The 21,140-nt window shown below is 35.7% G+C and carries 23 protein-coding genes and 1 pseudogene; 16 read left to right on the forward strand and 8 right to left on the reverse strand.

Annotated elements, in window-relative coordinates:
* Positions 1–111 precede the first annotated feature (111 nt).
* On the forward strand, positions 112–450 hold the full coding sequence (locus tag CWS01_RS14650) for a hypothetical protein (RefSeq protein WP_101177935.1): 339 nt from the start codon (positions 112–114) through the stop codon (positions 448–450).
* A gap of 103 nt (positions 451–553) precedes the next feature.
* Positions 554–1,066 carry a DUF3231 family protein gene (locus CWS01_RS14655; protein WP_101177936.1) on the forward strand — a complete coding sequence of 171 codons (513 nt, stop codon included), beginning with the start codon at positions 554–556 and terminating at the stop codon, positions 1,064–1,066.
* A 608-nt stretch (positions 1,067–1,674) separates the two neighbouring features.
* Here CWS01_RS14655 and CWS01_RS14660 read toward each other — a convergent pair.
* Together CWS01_RS14660 and CWS01_RS14665 are read right to left on the reverse strand one after the other, a co-directional pair.
* Positions 1,675–1,932, reverse strand: a complete 258-nt coding sequence (locus CWS01_RS14660) for a hypothetical protein (protein WP_235852078.1) — start codon at positions 1,930–1,932, stop codon at positions 1,675–1,677.
* Positions 1,933–2,189: 257 nt separating this feature from the next.
* Entirely contained in the window at positions 2,190–3,410 is a 1,221-nt protein-coding gene (locus CWS01_RS14665; protein ID WP_101177937.1) for an MFS transporter, read from the reverse strand.
* Between the two features lie 112 nt (positions 3,411–3,522).
* On the opposite strand from CWS01_RS14665, the gene CWS01_RS14670 reads away from it, so the two are divergent.
* From CWS01_RS14670 to CWS01_RS14680, 3 genes are all read left to right on the forward strand, one after another.
* Complete coding sequence (locus CWS01_RS14670) at positions 3,523–4,083, forward strand: helix-turn-helix domain-containing protein (protein ID WP_101177938.1); 561 nt, start codon at positions 3,523–3,525, stop codon at positions 4,081–4,083.
* Between the two features lie 249 nt (positions 4,084–4,332).
* The gene (locus tag CWS01_RS14675) at positions 4,333–4,767 is read left to right on the forward strand and encodes a DUF2975 domain-containing protein (RefSeq protein WP_101177939.1); all 435 of its coding nucleotides are present in this window, start codon (positions 4,333–4,335) and stop codon (positions 4,765–4,767) included.
* Between the two features lie 284 nt (positions 4,768–5,051).
* Complete coding sequence (locus CWS01_RS14680; RefSeq protein WP_101177940.1) at positions 5,052–5,795, forward strand: glucose 1-dehydrogenase; 744 nt, start codon at positions 5,052–5,054, stop codon at positions 5,793–5,795.
* A 45-nt stretch (positions 5,796–5,840) separates the two neighbouring features.
* Here CWS01_RS14680 and CWS01_RS14685 read toward each other — a convergent pair whose 3' ends face one another.
* Positions 5,841–6,386, reverse strand: a complete 546-nt coding sequence (locus CWS01_RS14685; RefSeq protein ID WP_101177941.1) for a DUF4865 family protein — start codon at positions 6,384–6,386, stop codon at positions 5,841–5,843.
* 112 nt (positions 6,387–6,498) lie between these two features.
* Between CWS01_RS14685 and CWS01_RS14690 the strand changes: the two genes are divergently transcribed.
* Entirely contained in the window at positions 6,499–7,326 is an 828-nt protein-coding gene (locus CWS01_RS14690; protein ID WP_168714406.1) for a LysR family transcriptional regulator, read from the forward strand.
* Positions 7,327–7,425: 99 nt separating this feature from the next.
* Here CWS01_RS14690 and CWS01_RS14695 read toward each other — a convergent pair whose 3' ends face one another.
* Positions 7,426–7,851, reverse strand: coding sequence for a MarR family winged helix-turn-helix transcriptional regulator (locus CWS01_RS14695; protein ID WP_101177943.1), 426 nt, complete (start codon positions 7,849–7,851; stop codon positions 7,426–7,428).
* Between the two features lie 181 nt (positions 7,852–8,032).
* Between CWS01_RS14695 and CWS01_RS14700 the strand changes: the two genes are divergently transcribed.
* From CWS01_RS14700 to CWS01_RS14745, 9 genes are all read left to right on the forward strand, one after another.
* Entirely contained in the window at positions 8,033–8,488 is a 456-nt protein-coding gene (locus CWS01_RS14700; RefSeq protein WP_101177944.1) for a CBS domain-containing protein, read from the forward strand.
* 33 nt (positions 8,489–8,521) lie between these two features.
* Entirely contained in the window at positions 8,522–9,769 is a 1,248-nt protein-coding gene (locus CWS01_RS14705; protein WP_101177945.1) for an MFS transporter, read from the forward strand.
* 338 nt (positions 9,770–10,107) lie between these two features.
* On the forward strand, positions 10,108–10,710 hold the full coding sequence (locus tag CWS01_RS14715; protein WP_101177947.1) for a TetR/AcrR family transcriptional regulator: 603 nt from the start codon (positions 10,108–10,110) through the stop codon (positions 10,708–10,710).
* 249 nt (positions 10,711–10,959) lie between these two features.
* A complete protein-coding gene (locus CWS01_RS14720; RefSeq protein ID WP_101177948.1) occupies positions 10,960–11,736 on the forward strand; it encodes an ABC transporter ATP-binding protein in 777 nt (258 codons plus the stop codon).
* Between the two features lie 82 nt (positions 11,737–11,818).
* Positions 11,819–12,811, forward strand: coding sequence for an aliphatic sulfonate ABC transporter substrate-binding protein (locus tag CWS01_RS14725; RefSeq protein ID WP_101177949.1), 993 nt, complete (start codon positions 11,819–11,821; stop codon positions 12,809–12,811).
* A gap of 136 nt (positions 12,812–12,947) precedes the next feature.
* Entirely contained in the window at positions 12,948–13,802 is an 855-nt protein-coding gene (locus tag CWS01_RS14730; protein WP_101177950.1) for an ABC transporter permease, read from the forward strand.
* Between the two features lie 2 nt (positions 13,803–13,804).
* A complete protein-coding gene (locus CWS01_RS14735; protein ID WP_101177951.1) occupies positions 13,805–14,626 on the forward strand; it encodes an ABC transporter permease in 822 nt (273 codons plus the stop codon).
* A 33-nt stretch (positions 14,627–14,659) separates the two neighbouring features.
* Positions 14,660–16,009 (forward strand): LLM class flavin-dependent oxidoreductase, encoded by a 1,350-nt coding sequence (locus CWS01_RS14740; protein WP_101177952.1) that lies wholly within the window; start codon positions 14,660–14,662, stop codon positions 16,007–16,009.
* Positions 16,010–16,355: 346 nt separating this feature from the next.
* Positions 16,356–16,733: an SLAP domain-containing protein gene (locus CWS01_RS14745; protein WP_101177953.1), complete on the forward strand. Its 378-nt coding sequence runs from the start codon at positions 16,356–16,358 to the stop codon at positions 16,731–16,733.
* 216 nt (positions 16,734–16,949) lie between these two features.
* On the opposite strand, the gene CWS01_RS14750 is transcribed toward CWS01_RS14745, so the two are convergent.
* Positions 16,950–17,561, reverse strand: coding sequence for a TetR/AcrR family transcriptional regulator (locus CWS01_RS14750; protein WP_101177954.1), 612 nt, complete (start codon positions 17,559–17,561; stop codon positions 16,950–16,952).
* Between the two features lie 761 nt (positions 17,562–18,322).
* Here CWS01_RS14750 and CWS01_RS14755 point away from each other — a divergent pair.
* Positions 18,323–18,484, forward strand: a complete 162-nt coding sequence (locus tag CWS01_RS14755; RefSeq protein WP_235852079.1) for a Fur-regulated basic protein FbpA — start codon at positions 18,323–18,325, stop codon at positions 18,482–18,484.
* A gap of 138 nt (positions 18,485–18,622) precedes the next feature.
* On the opposite strand, the pseudogene CWS01_RS14760 reads toward CWS01_RS14755, so the two are convergent.
* The 3 genes and pseudogenes from CWS01_RS14760 to CWS01_RS14765 form a co-directional block, all read right to left on the reverse strand.
* A pseudogene (locus CWS01_RS14760) lies at positions 18,623–19,393 on the reverse strand (cytosine permease); the annotation flags it as partial.
* 59 nt (positions 19,394–19,452) lie between these two features.
* The gene (locus CWS01_RS23200) at positions 19,453–19,662 is read right to left on the reverse strand and encodes a cytosine permease (RefSeq protein WP_268877077.1); all 210 of its coding nucleotides are present in this window, start codon (positions 19,660–19,662) and stop codon (positions 19,453–19,455) included.
* A gap of 117 nt (positions 19,663–19,779) precedes the next feature.
* Positions 19,780–21,126, reverse strand: coding sequence for an MFS transporter (locus CWS01_RS14765; RefSeq protein WP_101177955.1), 1,347 nt, complete (start codon positions 21,124–21,126; stop codon positions 19,780–19,782).
* Positions 21,127–21,140: the final 14 nt, after the last annotated feature.

Raw genomic sequence — 21,140 nt, forward strand, 5'->3', positions numbered from 1 at the left:
GTAATTTCTCAACGTATAAAACGGAATATATTTCAATGTAAACAAGAGTGGAATTAATTTAAATAAATCGGAAATTATAATGAAAGTATGAAATAAGTAGGAGGTAATGAAATGACAGTTTTTGTCTACCAAACTTTTATAATAAAACAGGATAAATTTAAAGAAGCAATAGATAATTTAAATGAAATCAAAATGTTTTGCAAAGAAAATTATGGCCAACAAATCGAAATATTAACACCTATAACAGGGGAAGATCATACTTATGCGATGCTTTCTACATATGAGGGACTAGCTGAAATGGAATTGCAGGGCAAGAAGATGTTTGAAGAAGAAGAATATCAAAAGATTATTGGTAAGTTTTTTCTTGAAAATATTGTTCAAGGAAGCATGTATACCAAAATTTACCGTTCTATGAAAGAGAAAAGTCGGAAAAAAGATGAAGAAAAGTAATAGATAATTTATAAGGAAGATGGACAAACTTTTTAAGGGGGTGCTTCACAGAAAGGCGGCACTGTAAATGAATAAATTTTCTTATAATATAAGGAGGGCAACAATGGGCATTTTAAGTGGAAATCCTAAAGAAGAGCCATTACATTACGGAGAAGCTTTTGATTTATGGACTTCAATACTAGTAGGGAATAGTATGATTGCAGGATATCAGACGATGATAAATCATGCAGGGGATGAAGATTTAAAAAAGTTATTATTGGAAGCAATAGATACTTGTCAGCAGGAAAAAAAACAAATAGAAGAAATATTAAAAGCAAACGGAATTGGTTTGCCTCCAGCTTCGCCAGAGCCTCCGGAAGCATGTTTAGAGGATATTCCAGTAGGAGCTAGAGTTCCTGATCCAGCTATTTCGGCTACACTTTCTGCAGATATTGCTGCAGGATTAGTGGCATGCAGTCAAGTAATAGGCAAATCAATTAGGGAAGATGTAGCCATGATGTATGGACAATTCCATAACCAAAAAGCCGCACTTGGTGCAAAAGTACTTCGTTTAAATAAAGAAAAGGGCTGGCTCATACCTCCGCCATTACACCTTAAAAAGCATGGCGATTGTTAAGGGAAAAGAGTTTTGTTTTTTATAAAATATAAGTACTGAATTGTATACAAGGTAAAGCTCTTTGGGAGTGTTATAATTCCAATCATTAATCTATAAGTCACAGCAAAAAGTTTTTGGGAAATATAGGTTTTCTTTAAATAGACATAAACGGAATTATTCATACAGAAATAAAAAGTAAAGTATCCAACCCCCTTTTTCCTTATTTTCTGGATTGCCAGTTATAAGGAAAGAGGGGATTCATTTTCTGTTAAAAAACGTAATATTTATACATTCCAAATCTTATTTCTATTACTATGAAAGAAAGAGTGAAAACCTACGACTTCATAAAAAAGCACTAAGAAAAAATTTCTTTAGAGTTTCATATTCTCAAATAGTTAGCACTTTTTTATAGATTTAAATGCAAGAGATTTAGAAGCAGTAAGCTGTATTCCCGCGTCTATTTATGGGGTAAGACCGGTTCGGAGTTACCTTTCTTCTTTATTACTTTTCTTCTCAAAATAAATTATTAACCAGACAAGTTTTTAGAGAAACTTTTTTTATTATAAAATATGTCGCGATTGTTATAGGAGAGACATAAGGCTTCTTTTTGCTGAAGTGATATTAATAGGCTACTTTGCCAGTTGTTTAAACGTCATAACAGCAAATGCCAAAATCGTGATGGCAAGAAAAAGGTATGCAGCACCTTCAAAGCCTCTAACAACAAATAAACCGATGCTAATGAGCAGAATAGAGCCAATTGCGCCAATATACGCAGGGATTTTTATAATAGAAGAATTGCTGGTGAATTTTTTCTTTAACATAATGGTTATGCCTAAAATGAATATTCCTATAACACATCCTAAACCTAGCGGCACAAATAATAACATATAAATTTCCTCCCTTTTTAGTTGAGTATTCCGAAAACGCCATCATAAATATTTTAACAATATTATCCATAAAAAAGAAGGTTTTTATAAAGATTCCTGCAAAAGGAAAAAGGTTGTCGTGTGTAATTTTACCGGAAAATAACTATTTCAAAAAGTTGATGCAAATAATTAAAAATAGAAGCAATGAAGCTATTTTTTGGCATAGTAAAAATCCCAATCTTTTTGCCGCAAATAGAAAGATTGGGATTTGATTTTGTTTAGGCTCCTAATGTTTTTATCTCCTCATCAAGAGAAGAAGCAGCTTGTTTTTTTGATTTAACTTGCAAAGTCATCAGCATTAATGTGACTAAAATAAATAATAAGGCTACAAATGCAATATTATACGTATGGGTTATATCCTTTACTGCGCCAACAAATATCGGAATAAAACCGCTTAGCATGTAGCCGCCAAATTGAATCATTGCTGTCCATTGGCTGGCTTCTTTTGGTGTAGATGTTGCATCCAAAGGAAGAATCATGGTTATTGGAAATAATCCGCCAGAACCTATTCCTATCAAGGCAGCACTGATGAGTGGGGGAATATTTCCAATCATCAATAAGGTAATTCCAACAAAAGAAAACAAAGCGCATAACATCATCCAAGGTTTTCGATTTGAACGATTATTAATTAACATGGGAATGATAAAGCTGGCAATCATTTGGGTAATGGAAAAAACAGTAACTGCTGTTGCCGCATATGTGGCACTATATCCGATTTCCTGCACTTTTGGAGCCAACCATGTTGCAAGAGAATAGTAGATGCCAGATTGCAGGCCAAAAATAATGGTAAGCAGCCAAACATATCGATTTCCCCAAGGCAATCGGCTTTTTTTCATGATTGATTTTTCTTCCGTCATTGTCCGCTGATGAGCTGTTTTAATAATTGGCACCCAAACAATGAAGCCAATGACAGCAAATAATGCCCAGATTGCTAAAGCATTGTTCCAAGAATTGTGGAATGCATGCATAACAGGCACAACGAATCCCGCACTTAACGATGCGCCAATTCCCATTCCAGCTGAATATACACCGATCATAGAAGAGGAAGAGGCAGGAAAATTTTTTTTGATGTATCCAGAGATAAGTGGTCCTGCGATAGCAATCCCAATTCCAGTAAATACAGCGGTCAATAATAAAAGCAAAGGAATAGATGCAACAAGGCGCAGAGCTGTTGCAGCACCAATTAATAGAATAGATAATGCAATTGTTAACTCTAGTCCAAAGCGTTCACTTAGTTTTCCGGCAACAGGAGCAAAAATCCCCATGCAAAAAACAGGAAGAGAAGTAAGCAGACTAACAGAAATGCTAGACATCTGCAAGTCTGTCTTAATATTTTCTAAAACTGGAGAAATGGATGTGATGGAAGCCCGCAAGTTCATGGATATCATAAACAAAGCAAAAATACTCCAAATAATATACATCTTTTTTGGTTGGTCCATTATAAAAAGCTCCTTTTTTGAACATATAAATACTTATTTGATATACTATAATTAACTCATTTGCATACTATAATATACTTTTTGGGTGAAAGCAATAGGAAAGAGGGGAGATATGAAGGAGGAAAATCTAGAATTATATAGTCAGGTTGGAATGAATCTCAAAGAAATTCGCAGAAATAGAAAAATTAGTCTAGAAGAATTGGCGGAGAAAAGCAATGTCAGTAAATTAACCTTAGGCAAGATAGAAAGAGGAGAAGCAAATCCAACACTTAATATTCTTTGGAAAATATGCAGAGCATTAAATATTCAGCTGGCCTCACTGCTTACTTTTGAAGAAAAAACAGAAGTATATCGATTTTGTTCTAATCCCCACTTCAATGGACCAAATAATGATTGGTTTGTTGACCCTTTATTTAAGACGTTAGGCACGATGGAATGGTATAGAGCTTGCATAGAGGCAAATAGTGAGTATAGCGAGTTTCATTTAGCTGGTTCTGAGGAAACAGTGCTTGTATTAAATGGTCAATTAGAAATGAAGGTAGGCGAAAATTATCATTTATTGCACCAGTGGGATATTATTAAATTTAAAGGAGACGAATTGCACACCTATATAAACCGTTCTGATGAAAAAGTGTATTTAATGCTGTCGCTCACCTATCAGGCTGCAAATTAAAAATAAAACTCGTTTATGCTAAAAAAGGACCAAAAAGGGTAGGAAATATATATTTCTCTATTTGGTCTTTTTAAAGATATAAAATTGCAACAAAAATTAATTTTACGCATCCAATATATTTAATAAATATTAAAACTTTTCTCTATAGAAAAAAATGTTGGGGAACCTTGAAAAACAACAGTTTATTTATTGAAAAACAATAAATAAACTGTTGTTTTTATTTTATACATAAAAAATTGAGGTGATTGTATGAATCAAAGCACAACGAGTATTCTAAAAGTGATTATTTTGATGATTGGAATACTGGTGTTTGCACTATGCATTTTTTTCTTGCCATTTTTAGCAAAAGAAGCTGCGATGGCGAATCCTGATTATAAACATTTAAAAATCCCTGTGCTGTTAGGGATATATGGAACGGTAGTCCCTTTTTTCACAGCTCTTTATCAAACCTTTAAGATTTTGCACTTTATTGAAAAGAAAAATGCTTTTTCCTCATTCGCTGTAACTGCATTGGGATATATAAGAAATAGTGCCGTCATTATTGTGATTCTGTATCTAATTGGAGTTATTTTCCTTTCATTTCAACATGCAATGCATCCTGGATTAGCCATTATTGCTGGAGTTGTTATTTTTTCCACTCTAATGATTGCATTGTTTGCAGCACTTTTGCAGGAATTATTATAAAAGTAATGAACAAGGAGCAGACATCATTGGATATATTGACCATAAACATGATGTAACTTTAGAATTTTGGTGCATTAAGGGAGGCGAAGTGGCTGAAATTAGATTGGATGATGCAAGTGTTAAATAAAAAATACTAATGAGATAGAGGATTTTTTGTTTTTTGTCTATTTTTCTTTAAGTGAAACCAGATGATTTTTTTCCTTGTCAAAAGCAGTTTGTTCGCCATTGTCCTTTTCTTTTGCTACTATGAAACAAAGTGATCATTAAAAAGAGAGGTTTTTATTATGGCATTCTTTGATAAAGTAGTTGTTGTGACAGGGGCAAGCAATGGCATTGGAAAAGGAATTGTGAAAGCCTATTTAGAAAAAGGAGCGAAAGTGGTTCTTGCTGATATTGATGAGGCTGCAGGAAAAGCATTTATAGAAGAGTTAGAAAATGCAGATCAAGCGATTTTTGTTAAAACAGATGTAAGAAAAGAAGCAGATATTCTCGCTTTATTAAAAAAAACCGTAGATATATATGGCCAAATTGATATTCTTATAAATAATGCCGGCAAGGGGCTTTTTAAGTCTGTATATGATGTTACCATTGAAGAATGGGATGATGTTTTAAATACGAATTTGCGCAGTGCTTTTCTCTGCTCCCGGGAAGCGGCGAAATATATGAGAGAAACAAAGGGCGGGGCAATTGTCAATATTTCATCTACACGCGCCTATATGTCTGAAGCAAATACGGAAAGCTACAGCGCAAGCAAAGGAGGTATTATGGCCATTACTCATGCACTTGCCAATAGTTTAGCAGGAGACCATATTACCGTAAACAGCATTTCCCCTGGCTGGATTGAAACAAAACATTATGAGGAATTAAGAGAAATAGACCATGAGCAGCATTTATCCAAACGGGTTGGAAAACCAGAAGATATTGCCAGAGCCTGCTTGTTTTTAACAAACAAAGAAAATGATTTTATCACAGGCACAAACCTTACCGTTGATGGAGGCATGACGGTAAAGATGATTTATGAAGAATAATAAAATAACAAAAGGCGCTGATTATGTTAAAACCAGCGCCTTTTGTTATTTACCTTGAGATATATGCAAAATTTCAAAAATGCGACCAATCTCTTGATGATTTTGTGGAACTTCTTCGAAAAAATAAAGCTTACTATATTGCCATTTATCTGGATTATAGATGCATGTTTCACCAAGAAGGGCATAGTTAGTTTCTAGTGGCTCTTGCTGTTTGCTGAATGTTTGTAACGTATGCTTTTCCGTAATGGTACCTGTTACTTCCAGCAGATAATTGCTTTTAAAAAAATCCTTAGTAAAGTCAATGTAAAGCGGTATCCCTATATGAATTTGCTGCCATCCAAATGATTTTAAGATATTATCGTAATAGCCATCAAAAAGAAAAGCATTCATGCCGATATGAGAATTCCATATATAGAAGGGGGCATAGGAATTATAGAGATTATTATGTTTATTTTTTTCTGTCATTAAATAGGCTTTACATATCAGATCTTGAAATCCGTCTGTTTGAACGCCATTCTCAGCAACTCTTTTTCTAATAATCTCCATGTTATAATCACTTGGCAACATTACCTTATATTGCATGCCTATCATTTAAATCCCTCATTTCTACTTGATAGATATAACATACTCTCCATTTAGATTTTTGTATAATAACTATGATGAATAGTTATTATCATTTAAAATGATACCAAGAGGTGAAAAAATGGAAATAAATGATTTAAAGATATTCCTGAAAATAGCAGAATTAAAATCTATCTCAAAGGCCGCAGAAGCATTAGGATATGTGCAGCCAAATATTACAGGTCGACTGAAAATACTAGAGGAGGAATTAAATACGCCTCTTTTTAGACGCACCAACAAAGGAGTAATTTTGCTTCCAGCTGGGGAATTATTAGTAGAGTATGCAACTAAAATAATGATAACGATAGAAGAAGCCAAATTAAAGATAAAAGATCAAAGTCCAATACTAAGAGTTGGAGCCACTCAAACAATAAGTAACATTTATCTTTCACCATTGCTAATTACAGCTAATTCAAACTTTTCTTTATATATGCGGACTTCTGAAGAAATGCATTCCTTATTAAAAATGAATCAAACAGATATTGTTCTCATCAATAAAAAATGGCACGATACGAGTATAGAAAATATATATTCCTTTTATGAAAAAATAGGATGGCTTGGATCAAAAGACATCCATTTTGATACTTGCAAAATCATACTAATCAATCAAAATAAAACATGTCCATATAGATCAGCAACATTAGAATTCCTTGAAACATATAAAATAAATAAACAAATTTTTGAAATAGAGTCATTAGATGTTATCCTCGCAATGGTCGAATCAGGAAAAGGTATGGCTGTTCTCCCCGTAGAATTTTGCACAAATCATATCATTGAATATAAACAGTTTGAGTCTTTTTTCAATAAGGTCGAAATAAATATATATGCAGCAAAAAACAATCCATCTGCCCGTATAAAAGCATTTTTAAAGGTTTTTATAGAACATATGGATAACAGGGTGCTGCAATAATATATAATTTTTATCCTTGATAAAAGAAAGTCTATGAAAACATTCACGAAAAACTCCTGTCTTTTCCAAAAGAGTCAGGAGTTTTTCGTGACAAAAGAATTATTTTTTATTAAAAGAAGCTAAATTATATTTTCTTAAAAGCTTTCCGAAAAGTTGCTGTTCCTCCTCTGGCCATTCTTTTAACACTTCTTTTATTGCTGAAAATCTGAGTTTTTGGTGATCGGCAAATTCTTTCCTGCCTAAATCCGTAATCTGCAGGGAATACGCTCTTTTGTCCACTAAGTCAGGAATTCTTATTACATAACCTTTTTGCTCTAGTGCAGCGGTTTGTCTGCTTATAGTAGAAATATCTAAACGCGATTCCTCGGCAAGCGTTTTTACACCGGCAGGTCCTTGTGAAAGAATGCGGTGGAGCAAGAGATAAGCGGAACGATCAAGATGGCCTATTTTCCTGTTTGCAGAAGTAACACGCCGAATGAGTACCGACAATTCAATATCAATCATTTCTACAGATAGATCATTCATATCTTTTTCCTCACTTTTTATGTTCATATATTTATTTATCTTACCATAAGGCTGTAATGCATCAAAACAAGAGACCTCCCACAATGTTCACTGTATTGACAGAATGAAAAATAGTTGTATAATACAATCATATAGTTTCATCATACAACTTTATTTAAATACACATAAAGGTGGTGATAATATGCAAGCATACGAAATGATGATTTCAGAAGTTTATAAAGTAAAAGAAGATGATACAGTTCGAACTGTTATTGAAAAGTTTATTGAACATCAAATCAGCGGACTGCCTGTCGTTAATGACAAAAATGAAATAATAGGTTTTATCAGTGATGGAGATATACTGCGTTACATCGGCAAACATGAAGATTGGATTGTTGACTCTTTCTACTATGCGTTTTCCATAAAAGGCGATAATGAAGGATTTGAGAAAAGACAGGAGCGATTGTTAAACTTAAATGTTTTAGCCATTGCGCAAAAAAAGGTGATTTCTGTTTCTGCTCAGGAAGAAGTGGAAAATATCGCAGCCCTATTAGGGAAAAAACGCATTAAAAAGCTACCAGTTGAACAAAATGGGGTGCTAGTCGGTGTCATTAGCCGGGGAGATGTCATTAGATATACCTTTAAAGAACTGCTTTAACATTATAAAAATATAACCAAAGGAGAATGATATATGTCATCATCTACACAAACGACAGATTCTATATCCTCGCAAAATAATCTTTTAACGAAAGAAAAAAGCAGCTTTTTCAGTCAGCCAAAAGCAGTATGGGCTGTTTTTTTTGCCTGTATTATTGCCTTTATGGGACTCGGTCTTGTTGATCCCATTTTAGTAGCTATTTCTAAGCAGCTTAATGCCACCCCAAGCCAAGTAACCCTTCTTTTCACTAGTTACAATGGAGTAATGGCAGTGGCAATGCTGATTACTGGCATGATTTCTTCAAGACTGGGCATCAAATGGACACTTTTGACTGGTATTGTGATTATCGCTATTTTCGCAGGTCTTGGTGGACTTTCGAATAATATTTGGGCCCTTGTTGGATTTCGTGGAGGCTGGGGGCTAGGCAATGCATTGTTTGTCGCAACAGCCTTGGCAGCTATTGTTTCTCTTTCTACAAGCGGTACCGCAAAAGCAATTATTCTCTATGAAGCAGCCATTGGTCTTGGCATTTCAGTAGGTCCATTGCTTGGAGGCTGGCTTGGAGGAATGTCATGGAGAGGACCATTTTTTGGTGTGTCTTGTTTAATGGTCATTGCATTTATTGGACTAATTACCTTAATGCCAAACACAAAAAACAAACAAAAAGGCGTACAAGTGAAAATTTCCATTAAGGATCCATTTCTGGCTTTAAAGCACCGTTCCTTATTAATTTTTGGGGTAGGAGCAGCTCTATACAATTTTGGATTTTTTACACTGCTCGCTTATGCTCCGTTTGTGATGGGGCTTGATGAACATGGAATCGGTTTTGTATTCCTTGGATGGGGAGTATTGCTTGCCGTCACCTCTGTTTTCACTGCACCAATTCTGCAAAGATGGATGGGAACCATTAAAGCAATGTGCCTTATGTTAACTTTATTTGCGCTTGTATTACTTGCAATGGGAATTTGGACTTCCACACAATGGGTCGTCATTGCTGCCGTTATTATTGCTGGAGCTTTATTGGGGAATAATAATACACTCATTACGACAGCTGTCATGAATTCTGCACCAGTCGAAAGAGCAACAGCTTCTGCTGCCTACAGCTTCCTTCGTTTCATCGGCGGTGCATTAGCGCCATATTTTGCAGGGAAACTGGCAGAATGGTTTAATCAAAGTGTTCCATTTTATGTAGGAGCTGCATTTGTGCTATTATCCGTTATCTTTATTGCATGCAACCACAAGCATGTAAAACATGTGGATGAAGCTTATGCGAGTCATTGATTCATAACGAATAATCTGATAAAAATGAAGTGCACCCTGATTATTAGACATAGTCTAATAATCAGGGTGCTTTTTTTATTAAAAAGGAGAGAAGACAAAATTTTAAGTTTTATGAAAATCTTTATGATGATTAGTATGAAAGTCAAAAACTATTACTTTAAAAAGAAGCTCTCAGGTTTCCTCCAAAATGGTCGACAAATAAAAGAGCATTTCAAAAGAAAAACCATACAACCCCCACCTATTGCAAAAATTGTAATCAACGGCATACTTTTAATTTTACTAGTATTTACTTTCTTGTATAATAGTCTCAATATTGAATAAAAGGAGAGGTGCCATATATGGCTAGAAACATTGAAAAAGATAAACAAATGAGGTGGGAACGAAAGCAGCATATCTTGGAATGTGCATTACATGCCATTGCAAAAAAAGGAGTAGGTTCCGTTGAGATTAAAGATATCGCTCGAGAATCTAAAATCAGTGTAGGAAGTGTTTATACTTACTTTAAATCAAAAGATGATGTATTAAAAGAAGTAGTAAGAAAAGGACAGGAGGAATACCGTATTTTCACAAAAAACATTGCTGAAAATTCTGATATGAATTCTTTGGACAAATTACGAGAGATATGCACAATTTGGCTAGATTTAAAAAGCAACTGGGCATATACCATTTTGCTTCAAAGCGTACGCAGCAATGAAACCGTGCATGGTGAACTAAGAGATACAGTAACAAAGCGCTTTACACGTAACCTAGAACCAATTTCGGCTATTATACGTGAAGGGCAGGCTAATGGAACTATAAAAGATGGTGCTCCATTGGAACTTGCTTTTTATTTTGTAAGTCTCATCCAAGGATTAACACTCCAGCGGGTACCTGGTTATGAAATTCCTGTTAATATTGATGTAGAAGGAATTATTCAACTTTTCGCACAAAAAACTTACTGATTTTCAAAAAAAGTTTGACAATTATAAAAATCGGATGTTAGAATAATGAAAACAAAGTGAATCTAAATTCAACCTGTAAGAATTACATAAATTTTAAGAGAAATTGACCAGACTGCTGGAGATTTGATGATTGATTAATGCAAAGTATGTATTTATGTACTTTATTCAATTCGTTAAGTCTCTTATTTTTTTGTCTAATTCCAACTAAACAGGTAGAGTAAATAAGTTTAATAAGAAAGGTGAAAATTGATGTCTACAGAAACTCTGATCATTGAACAGTTAAATAAAACATTTTCGACACCGAAAGGTAATATAATCGCCTTACATGATGTTCAGTTAAAGGTTAAAAAAGGGGAGTTTTATACAATCATCGGCCCAAGCGGATGTGGAAAAAGCACATTAATAAAAATCATTGCTGGACTCGATACTGAATACGAAGGTCATGTTCTTTTAAACGATAAGCCAATTGATGGACCAAGTATTGAAAAAGGAATTATTTTTCAAGAACCTAGGTTATTTCCTTGGCTGACGGTTGAGAACAATATTGCTGGTGACTTATCTCTAAAACAGCCGGATATACGTAAAAAAGTGGATGAATTAATTGAACTCGTTCGTCTGCAAGGGTTTGAGAAGGCTTATCCCCGGGAGCTTTCCGGCGGCATGGCACAGCGTGTTTCTATAGCACGAGCACTTCTTAGAAATCCAGATGTGTTGCTGCTTGATGAACCATTCGGCGCATTAGATGCATTTACAAGGTCTCATATGCAAGAAGTGTTGCTTGATATTTGGCAAAAAAACAAGACAACCATGTTATTTGTAACACATGACATCGATGAGGCTGTTTTCCTTGGTCAGAAGGTCGTGATCATGCAGCCGAGACCAGGTCATATACAGTCTGTATTGCCAATTGAACTCTCTTTTCCTAGAAAAAGAACTTCAATTGGATTCCAAGAGGTACGCAGAACAGTCTTAAATGAGTTTGAAAAAGTAGAAGAAACAGTTTTTAATTCAGGAGCTGGAATTTAATAGCTAAACGAATGCTAATTAAGTATTGGAGAATAAAAGAGATTAAACTAGATATTTTATATAAACAAATGGGGGAATTTTTATGAAAAATTTTTGGTATTCAATTTTCACTATTTTAATAGCGGGAATATTATTAACGGGATGTGCTAGCTCTGAAACAAACGGTGAGTCAAATGATAATAAAGACGAAGTTGTTGTTACAATTGGAATTCAAGGCAGTGGAGGTGTATTTGGCAAGGCACGTGAAGAAAAGTGGTTTGAAGAAGAATTTGCTAAAAAAGGCGCAAAGGTTGAATGGAAAGAGTTTCAAAGCGGTCCGCCAATGACAGAAGCAATGGCCTCTAATAAATTGGATTTTGCATTGCTTGGCAACATGCCTATTATTGCAGCACAAGCAGCAAACATTCCATTTACTGTCATTTCTCAAACAATTGATGGAAAGAACAATGTAGGTATTATTCTTCCTAAGGATAGCAAGATTACTAGTATTAAAGAGTTGAAAGGAAAAAAAATCGCTGTTGTAAAAGGAAGCAATGCTTTCAACTTTCTGTATCGTGGGCTTGATGAAGCTGGAATTGATGTAGCTGATACAGAAATTATTCAATTGCAGCCAGATGAAGCTCAAGCAGCATTTGAGTCTGGCGGTGTAGATGCCTGGGCAACCTGGGATCCATATATTTCACTTAATGTACTTACAGATAAAGCAAAGGTGCTAGTAGACGGAGAACAGCTTGGCATTCTATCTCCATCCTTCCAAATTGTAAGAACAGAATTCGCCAAAAAACATCCAGATCTCGTTACATTGTATTTAGAAGTATTCAACAAAGCTCTAGACTGGGAACAGCAAAATAAAGACGAAGCAATTGAACGTTATGCGAAAGAACGCAACACACCAACTAATGTCATTGAAGGAACATTAGATCGAGGATTAATCATCAATATACCGGTCAGCGATGAAATTATGGAAGAACAGCAAAAAACAGCAGACTTTCAATATTCGCTTAAAACCATTCGCCAAAAAATTGATGTGAAAGAGGTATTTGACAATCAATATATTGAAGAAGCTTTAAAATAATTTCATATAAACAGTTGAATATGATGTTCTTGGGATCTATATACCTTACAGAAGCACTTTAGGAAGGTATATAGATTCCTGCGAGTTTATTTACTATATTATAAAAAAACAATGAAGAATAAAAAGGAGGGGTATAATGCGCGAAACAGAAGTAGTTGGCAAAAAGTTTATCGGTCAAGCTGATCAAAGGAAAAAACAGCGAACAAAAGGAAATGTACAATCTATTAAACTTAACAATGCTTTATTGGGTTTGACACTTCCTATTGTGCTTCTTGTATCGTGGGAAATAGCTGGAGTAATGGGGTTGTTGAATCCTCTATTGCTACCGACTCCAAGCGATATTTTACAAGAATTTGCCGCACTGACTTATTCAGGTGAATTAGCAAGACATTTAGGAATATCTGCTTGGCGAGCCTTTTTAGGATTTTTATTAGGAGGAAGTCTAGGACTTGCTGCAGGAATTTGGGTTGGGGTTTCATATAAAACAGAGCGTTTGCTCGACCCTTCTTTACAAATGCTAAGAACTCTTCCTCATTTGGCTATTGCACCATTATTTATTTTATGGTTCGGTTTTGGCGAGTCTTCTAAAATATTACTAATTGCAAAAGGTTCGTTTTTCCCATTATACGTGAATACTTTTTTAGGAATTCGTTCTGTTGATAGTAAATTATTTGATGTTGCCCGCGTACTAGAATTTAGCCGTTGGAAAATTATTACGAAGCTTATTGTGCCATCTGCATTGCCAAATATTTTCCTTGGCATCAGGCTGTCAATTGGCGTTGCATGGTTAGGTCTTGTGGTAGCTGAAATGATGGGGTCTACTTCTGGAATTGGTTACCTGATTAATGACGCCCGCGCGTTTTCAATAATAACAGTCGTATTTGTAGGAATTATCGTGTTTGCTCTTCTCGGCAAGCTTTCTGATTCAGCTGTGTTATTTTTAGAAAGAAAATGCTTAAAATGGCAGGACACTTTTAAAGGAGGCCAATAAGAATGAAGACTCCTTCTTTACGTCAGCCTGGAGACAGAACTGCTAGTTCTAAAGACTGGCTTGATTACATTCCAAAGTATTTACATGCATGGATTCTTCCATTTGTTCTGGTAGTAGCTTGGCAGATTGTCGCAGGACTTGGATTAGTGTCCCCAAAGATACTGCCTGCCCCCTCTGTCATTGTGATGCAATTTGTAATGATTGTTGCCAACGGGGAATTGTGGACCCATTTAGAAATTAGTCTTTTTCGTGTAGGAGTCGGTTTTCTTCTCGGGGGGCTAACTGGATTAATGGTGGGCTTACTAACAGGACTTAGTAAATTAGTGGAGAAAACGCTGGATCCTTCGCTCCAGATGTTGCGGACAGTGCCATTACTTTCACTGATCCCATTGTTTATTCTCTGGTTTGGGGTGGGGGAATTTTCCAAAGTATTAATGATCGCATTAGGTGCTTTTTTCCCCATGTATGTTAATACCTTTCTTGGCGTACGCAGTGTGGATGGGAAGTTGTATGAGGTATCACGCATTTTACAATTTTCAGGGTGGAAAAGAGCCACTAGACTGATTATTCCAGCAGCGCTGCCCAATATTTTACTCGGTGTTAGACTTGCTCTTGGTGTTGCATGGTTAGTACTGGTTGTTAGCGAGATGATGGGAACAAGTGCAGGTATTGGATATATGATTCAAGATGCAAGAGCTTATTCTGAAACAGATATTGTATTTATTGGTCTCATTCTATTTGCTGTTATGGGCAAACTTTCTGATTCCATTGTTCGAATTTTAGAGTCAAAGTGGCTTCGATGGAGAGATACATTCAAAGGTTAAGTTTTAATCATATAGTAAGGGAGATTGTTTGACATGGGAAAAAGAAATGGACAACTTCGATTAGGAGCATTTATTTATTATAGCGGCCATCATGCTGCAGGCTGGCGCCATCCACAATCAGGTGTCGAAGACTTATTTAGATTTGATATGTATAAAAAACTAGCACAGACAGCCGAACGCGGCAAGTTTGATATGATGTTTTTTGCTGATTTGCTTTATGCCGTTAATGTTGAGAAAGCTGCATCTGGTATGCTTGATCCACAAACTTTATTAGCTGCTCTTTCTGCTGTTACTGAGAAACTGGGTCTAACTGCTACAGTATCTACAACGTATAACGAACCATATAATGTTGCACGTAAATTTGCTACGCTTGACCATATAAGTGGTGGAAGATCAGCATGGAATATTGTCACATCACAGCTCGATATTGAGGCACATAACTATGGCAAGCCAAAGCATCCTGATCATAGTCTTCGTTATGAAATGGCGAATGAATTTGTAGATTTAACTAAACAACTGTGGAACAGCTGGGAAGATGATGCTCTTGTTTTGGATCGTAAAAAAGGGCAATTTGCCGATGAATCAAAAGTAAAAGAAATTGATTTCCAAGGGCATTATTATGCATCGAAAGGGCGATTGAATGTACCACGTCCTCCTCAAGGTTATCCGGTTCTTGTCGTTGCAGGCTCTTCTGAACCAGGCATTGATTCTGCCGGCCGTTATGGAGAGGTTGTTTTTACGGCACAACAATCCATTGAGTCTGCAAAAGTGTTCTATCAGCGTATCCATGCAAAACTTGAGGAATATGGGCGTTCCCATGATAGTTTAAAAATTATGCCAGGGATTTCTCCAATTATAGGTGCAACAGAGGAGGAAGCTTGGAAGAAGCATCAAACCTTGCAAGATCTAATTTCTCCTGAAGATGCAGTGCAAGCAGTATCACAATTTATCAATTATGATTTATCTAAATATCCCTATGATCAACCTTTACCAGACAATCTTTACCATTTGGCAGATCAGTCAAATGGGATGAAGAGCCGGGTACAACTCCTTTTGGATACTGCCTATAAAGAAAATTTATCCATTCTTGAACTTGGGAGAAAGATGTTGGGAGCCCGTGGTCATATACAGTTTGTTGGAACTCCAGATCAATTAGCTGATTTAATGGAACAATGGTTTGATGAATATGCTTGCGATGGCTTCAACATTATGCCTCCAGTTATTCCAGGAGACCTTGATGATTTTGTTGATGATGTCATACCGGTATTACAAAAACGTGGGTTATTTCGTAAAGAATACACAGGTAATACACTTAGGGAGCATCTGGGTCTTGAACGCCCAAATGTAAGCTATATTCAAAAGGATAAGTTGAGTTCACATTGATAAATGTGTAAAGCAATTGTTATTCTTTCATTATTAGATCCTTAAATCTTGAGGTAATCACTGAATTTTTTTGAAATAGGCAATAATTAAAGAAACTATAAAGTCACTCATCTAGTATCGAGAGTGGCTTTTATTATGTGACTCACTTCTAATTGAACATCTGATTAACTAATAACACTAAAAGTTTATATATAAGTAAATTTGCAAGTTATTTTACGTATATTAACAGAGTGATTAAGAAATAAAGGCAATCTCTATTTTCTTATTGAAGTAAAAACCTAGATAAGTTTAATCCAGTCTTTCTTTCCCTTATGTTACACTTAAACTTCAAGAGGTGGTTTTAGTTATGCAGCACTTACAATTTGAAGTGTCTTGGGACAAAGCGTTAGCGAATCAGGACCGACAAAATATTGAAAGAATCTTTAATGAAACAAAACATCTAAACAGTTCCAACATTATTTGCTCTCCCATACGAGAAGCAATCAACCACAATGAGGCACTACTAGTGTCTGTATTGGTCCATAATTTTACGGACCATCTGCTTACTTTTAATAATACAAGGCTAATTTACAGCATTCAAGGAGAGATCATTGCAGACAAGGCATTCACGCTACCTACGATTGCTATCCCATCCCAAGTGAGTATGCCTTGGACGTTTATTTTTCCAAAGGACAGTTATACATCACAAACTTCTTTTGAAAATGGGCGATTAGAAATACTTTAAAGTTTTTTTGTTCATCAAAAGAAACTATCCTCAGCTATAAAATCTACTTCCAGAAAAAAAATTGTATAAAAAACAAGTTTCATCTGTTAACCATAATTCTGAATTTCAGGGGTTCAGGGAAGTCGATCCATGAAGCAATAGAGAAAGATAGTAAAAAATCAGCCGTTATGAAGGCTGATTTTTTTATCGTTTGGCAAGTTCATATAAATAGAGGAGCTATCTTGGCCGGACATAGGAAAGTAAAATTTCTTTTAATGCTTTTTGTTGAACATGTGGTGAGATATCTTCTTCTGTATATGTAATAGGCGATTTTAATGCAATATTATTCCCAAATGTTCCATACGCATTGATGATTGTAATAATCGTTTCCTTGATTGGTATATCTGTTCGAAAGGATCCGTCCATTTTGCCGTCTTCCATTAGTGGTATGAGTATATTAGCAATTTTTTTTTGCATCTCTATATAGAATTCGATATCAGCAAGCGGCTCTTTGGTAAACGATGCGTAGCTTTCAAAAGCTTCACGAAATTTTGTTGCGTTCATTTTTTGTGCGGTTTGATTTTTCAATAAGTAATTTAACACGTCCTCTAAGCGTTCGTAAGCCGATTTTTTGGATTGTACGATTTGTTCTAATTGGGGTAAGGTTCGTTCTAAATTTTGAACGGCAACTGCCACAATCAGTTTATCTTTTTTAGGAAAGTATCGAAAAAGTGTAGCAATCCCAATCCCTACTGCATCGGCGATATCTTGCATTTGGACGATATCTAGTCCATTTTCGAGAAATAACTGTTCTGCGGTAGAAACAATGTTTTTATAAACTTGATTCAATTATTGAAATCTTCCTATTGCACAATCCGCGAACACATACAGTAAAGCGGCAATCATTACGGTTATAGCTAACGTAATATTTTGCAGCAGGAGAACTAAGGATAATCCAAATAAACCATGCAATGCCATATAGAGTAACCGATTGCTTCAAATATTTTTTTGTAGATATTCTTGCCTAAAGAAACAAGGTTATTATCTAGCAGCACAACACTCCCTATTACATACTCAGTTCATTTGCATTTTTTTCTTGCCATATTATCCAGACAGTGAAAAAGGAACAATTACAATAGTCGTAAAAAATGCCGCCAATAATTATTTTCCTATAAGATCCTCTAGATACACTTTGTGTACCTCTAAGTTTTATTGACCACTTCCGATTATTATACAAGAACCAATACGAAGGAAAAAGAATAAACTGTTTTATCTTATTTATGCATCTATGCTAAAAGAAGATTCCTTGACAATGATAATCATTTTCAATTAAAATAGTAATACACTCTATAAATTAAAATGAGAAAGGGGCTTACTTACGATTATGCTTTTTTGCTCATGCTGTGGTTTTAAGGAAGAACTGGGCCAGGAAATGTTCGCTGCCACTCAAACAGATAGTTGCCAGCTTTGTCCTTGCTGCGGATTAGATGAAATGGAATATGAATGAATAAATAAAAAAAATCAGCATATACTATACATTTAAAGACGGTGAAAACGAAGGGTTCAATATAAGATTTAAAAAAGGAAGTGGTGGAGATGGAAAATTTTTAGTGAATGATCAACATCAACATAAAGAAGAACTAATTGCTCAATTATTGCACATGGATTGCTTTAAGTCATCGGATGACAGGCAATTGTATGAGCTGACAATAGATGAATTAGAGAGGGAATATCAATCGGTGCTGGAATGGCAGATAGAAGAAATAAAATAAGGGAAGAGAGCAAGATTTTTAACATACCGCAATCCATAGGTTGCTGGCCAATTTTATCCAAATCAATCAATATTTCGCTATTTAATCGTAATCATTACGAAAAAGACGAAAGTTTTTCTTCGTCTTTTCCGTTATTTATTATTCTATCTGGGAAGGAATTTTTTCAGGCCATCTTTTTTGTTCACTTCGTAATTTCCCCAATACAACTGACGCAGTATAAATAATGATTGCCGCTATAATTGCATTGACAGGAGGGATGCCTGGTATAAAATTAGCTGCCCCGATTCCAACAATCCAAGCAATAATTGCACTAATATTAATGGTTTTTATGTGGCTGTTTTGATAGCCTATATTTTTTCTAAGCAAAAAGTAATCTGCTAGAATGATTGCTCCAATCGATGGAATAGTCGATCCAAGGATGGTGAGCCAACTAATAAACCTAGAATAATAATCGCAGGGATGATTAAACCTTGGGCAAGCATCACTTCCGAAATATCTGCAAAACCTAATGCCAATGTTCCAACCATGCCAAATGTAAACATTAAAGAGTTTCCTATAAAGTACGCAATAAATGTTGTCAAAAAGCCATCTTTTTTTGCTTTTTGAAAATCTTGTGAAATCTGCAGTCAAGGTTGCCCCGGCAATAAAGGAGCCGATGCAAATTGAAAGAGCTAAAGTGTACGACATATGTTCGGAAGGTTCTAATTGCATTAGTGCTGCAAATCCCCCCACATCATTTGTAGCGTTAAAGATAGAAAGACTTCCTAAAATCGCAATGGCAGGTACTGCAATAATACTTAAAATAGTTAATGCTTTCATTCCCCAGTATGCAGTGGATGTCATTAAGATTCCAGAAATGATAATAAGCAAGGGCAAATAAATGCCAGTAGCTTTGTTTACCATCAAAGCAAACGTTGCAACACCGACCCCAAACTAGCCTACTTGAATGGCGCTTAATAAAAAAGATGTTAAGTAAGAGCCTTTTTGCCAAAAGAATAGCTTGTCAGCATAGGCGTGGTCAATCCTGTTTTTGCTCCAATTAAGCCTAATAATGCTGCGTATAGTCTCAAAATAAGATTGCCGAGTAATACAATCATCATAAACTCTTTTATACCAAGACCTTTTCCTAATGTTCCGCCTACTACCATGCTAGAAGAGAAAAACGTAAATCCTAGCATTACAAAAAAACATGGATAGAAAACCTCTGCGATGGTCTTTTGGAATAGGATGCAGTGCAAAATCTTTGTCCTTTGTTTCCAATCGTCCCCCCCCTTAAAGCTATCAATGGAACGTTATTATTTATTTGCCACTTCTTGAAAGGGAGCAATCACTGGTTCTTCCTCTTTTATCATCGAAACATTGGCCGTTTCTGCTGATTTTATTAAGGCAAATAAGGCAATAACTGCCGCAGCCATTAAGTAAAAAGCGGGAGCAAATCCATTTCCAGTTGAAGCAATTAAGAAAGTTGCTACATAGGAAGCTGTTCCACCAAAAATGGCATTGCCTGTATTAAAGGAAAGTGCAAATCCACTGTATCTGACTTCAGTTGGAAACATTTCCGATAAAAAGGTGGCAAGAACCCCGTCATTGCAGGCTAAAATTGCTCCAAGGAGTATCATGGCCAAAATAGTGAAAGCACCTCCCATGGACATTAGTGCAAAAATTGGATACGTAAACACGATAAATAAAATGCAAGCAGCGATTAAAACAGGTTTTCTGCCCATTTTATCTGTTAACATCCCCACTAAAGGAAGCATGATCACATAGGAAAATAAGGTAAAGATGGTCGTTAATGTGCTGTGCAATGGTGCAAATTTTAAAACGGTGCTTAAATAGGTTGGCATATAACTTAAAATGATGTAAAATCCAACTGCATTTAAGCAAATCACACCAAAAGCAATAAAAATATTTTTTCTGTTTTTGCGAATTCCTTCCATTACCCCTAATTGCGGTACAAGCGATTGTTCTGTTTTGGATTCTAGCTCTTTAAATAATGGTGAGTCTTCCATTTTTAATCGAATCGATAGCCCGATTAACCCTAATGGCAAAGACAAAAGAAAAGGGATTCTCCAGCCCCAACTATGTAAAGCAGAATCTGTCAGCATAGATTCAAGCAGAGAAGTAACAATAGCTCCTAAAAGCATGCCTGCTGCGGTGCTTGCGGGAACCATGCTAACAAGCAGACCACGTTTTTTCTTTGGAGCATGTTCTGCAATCATAAGAGAAGCACCTGCGTATTCCCCAGATGCAGAAAATCCTTGCACCATTCGGCATGACAAAAGTAAAATTGGCGCTAAAATGCCAATACGTTCATAACTCGGGATCAATCCGATTAAAAAAGTCGAAAAGGACATTAAACACATTGTTAAAACTAATATTTTTTTCCGGCCTAATCGATCTCCATAATGGCCCCATACTAAGCCGCCAATTGGGCGCACAAGAAAAGATAAGGCAAAAATGGCGAAGGTGCTGAGTAAAGCTGCTGTTTTATCGCCTGGTGCAAAAAAGACACTTGCGATAATAGTTGCCAAATATCCGTATGATGCATAATCAAACCATTCAATCATATTGCCAAATGCACTGCCGCCGAGAATTTGTTTCATTCCTTTTTTCGTTTTTGCTTCCAATGCTATTGCTGTCATTGAGCCATCTCCTT

This window comes from Niallia nealsonii (assembly GCF_002835805.1).
In the GTDB taxonomy this organism is placed as follows: domain Bacteria; phylum Bacillota; class Bacilli; order Bacillales; family Cytobacillaceae; genus Niallia; species Niallia nealsonii.

Bases quoted from the DNA above. Each gene is read 5' to 3' on its own strand.
- CWS01_RS14660 (WP_235852078.1), bottom strand. From the start codon at position 1,932: ATGTTATTATTTGTGCCGCTAGGTTTAGGATGTGTTATAGGAATATTC.
- CWS01_RS14675 (WP_101177939.1), top strand. From the start codon at position 4,333: ATGAATCAAAGCACAACGAGTATTCTAAAAGTGATTATTTTGATGATT.
- CWS01_RS14765 (WP_101177955.1), bottom strand. From the start codon at position 21,126: ATGACAGCAATAGCATTGGAAGCAAAAACGAAAAAAGGAATGAAACAA.
- CWS01_RS14695 (WP_101177943.1), bottom strand. From the start codon at position 7,851: ATGAATGATCTATCTGTAGAAATGATTGATATTGAATTGTCGGTACTC.
- CWS01_RS14655 (WP_101177936.1), top strand. From the start codon at position 554: ATGGGCATTTTAAGTGGAAATCCTAAAGAAGAGCCATTACATTACGGA.
- CWS01_RS14650 (WP_101177935.1), top strand. From the start codon at position 112: ATGACAGTTTTTGTCTACCAAACTTTTATAATAAAACAGGATAAATTT.
- CWS01_RS14700 (WP_101177944.1), top strand. From the start codon at position 8,033: ATGCAAGCATACGAAATGATGATTTCAGAAGTTTATAAAGTAAAAGAA.
- CWS01_RS14740 (WP_101177952.1), top strand. From the start codon at position 14,660: ATGGGAAAAAGAAATGGACAACTTCGATTAGGAGCATTTATTTATTAT.
- CWS01_RS14665 (WP_101177937.1), bottom strand. From the start codon at position 3,410: ATGGACCAACCAAAAAAGATGTATATTATTTGGAGTATTTTTGCTTTG.
- CWS01_RS14730 (WP_101177950.1), top strand. From the start codon at position 12,948: ATGCGCGAAACAGAAGTAGTTGGCAAAAAGTTTATCGGTCAAGCTGAT.
- CWS01_RS14670 (WP_101177938.1), top strand. From the start codon at position 3,523: ATGAAGGAGGAAAATCTAGAATTATATAGTCAGGTTGGAATGAATCTC.
- CWS01_RS14745 (WP_101177953.1), top strand. From the start codon at position 16,356: ATGCAGCACTTACAATTTGAAGTGTCTTGGGACAAAGCGTTAGCGAAT.
- CWS01_RS14725 (WP_101177949.1), top strand. From the start codon at position 11,819: ATGAAAAATTTTTGGTATTCAATTTTCACTATTTTAATAGCGGGAATA.
- CWS01_RS14685 (WP_101177941.1), bottom strand. From the start codon at position 6,386: ATGATAGGCATGCAATATAAGGTAATGTTGCCAAGTGATTATAACATG.
- CWS01_RS23200 (WP_268877077.1), bottom strand. From the start codon at position 19,662: ATGCTAGGATTTACGTTTTTCTCTTCTAGCATGGTAGTAGGCGGAACA.
- CWS01_RS14715 (WP_101177947.1), top strand. From the start codon at position 10,108: ATGGCTAGAAACATTGAAAAAGATAAACAAATGAGGTGGGAACGAAAG.
- CWS01_RS14705 (WP_101177945.1), top strand. From the start codon at position 8,522: ATGTCATCATCTACACAAACGACAGATTCTATATCCTCGCAAAATAAT.
- CWS01_RS14680 (WP_101177940.1), top strand. From the start codon at position 5,052: ATGGCATTCTTTGATAAAGTAGTTGTTGTGACAGGGGCAAGCAATGGC.
- CWS01_RS14720 (WP_101177948.1), top strand. From the start codon at position 10,960: ATGTCTACAGAAACTCTGATCATTGAACAGTTAAATAAAACATTTTCG.
- CWS01_RS14690 (WP_168714406.1), top strand. From the start codon at position 6,499: ATGGAAATAAATGATTTAAAGATATTCCTGAAAATAGCAGAATTAAAA.
- CWS01_RS14735 (WP_101177951.1), top strand. From the start codon at position 13,805: ATGAAGACTCCTTCTTTACGTCAGCCTGGAGACAGAACTGCTAGTTCT.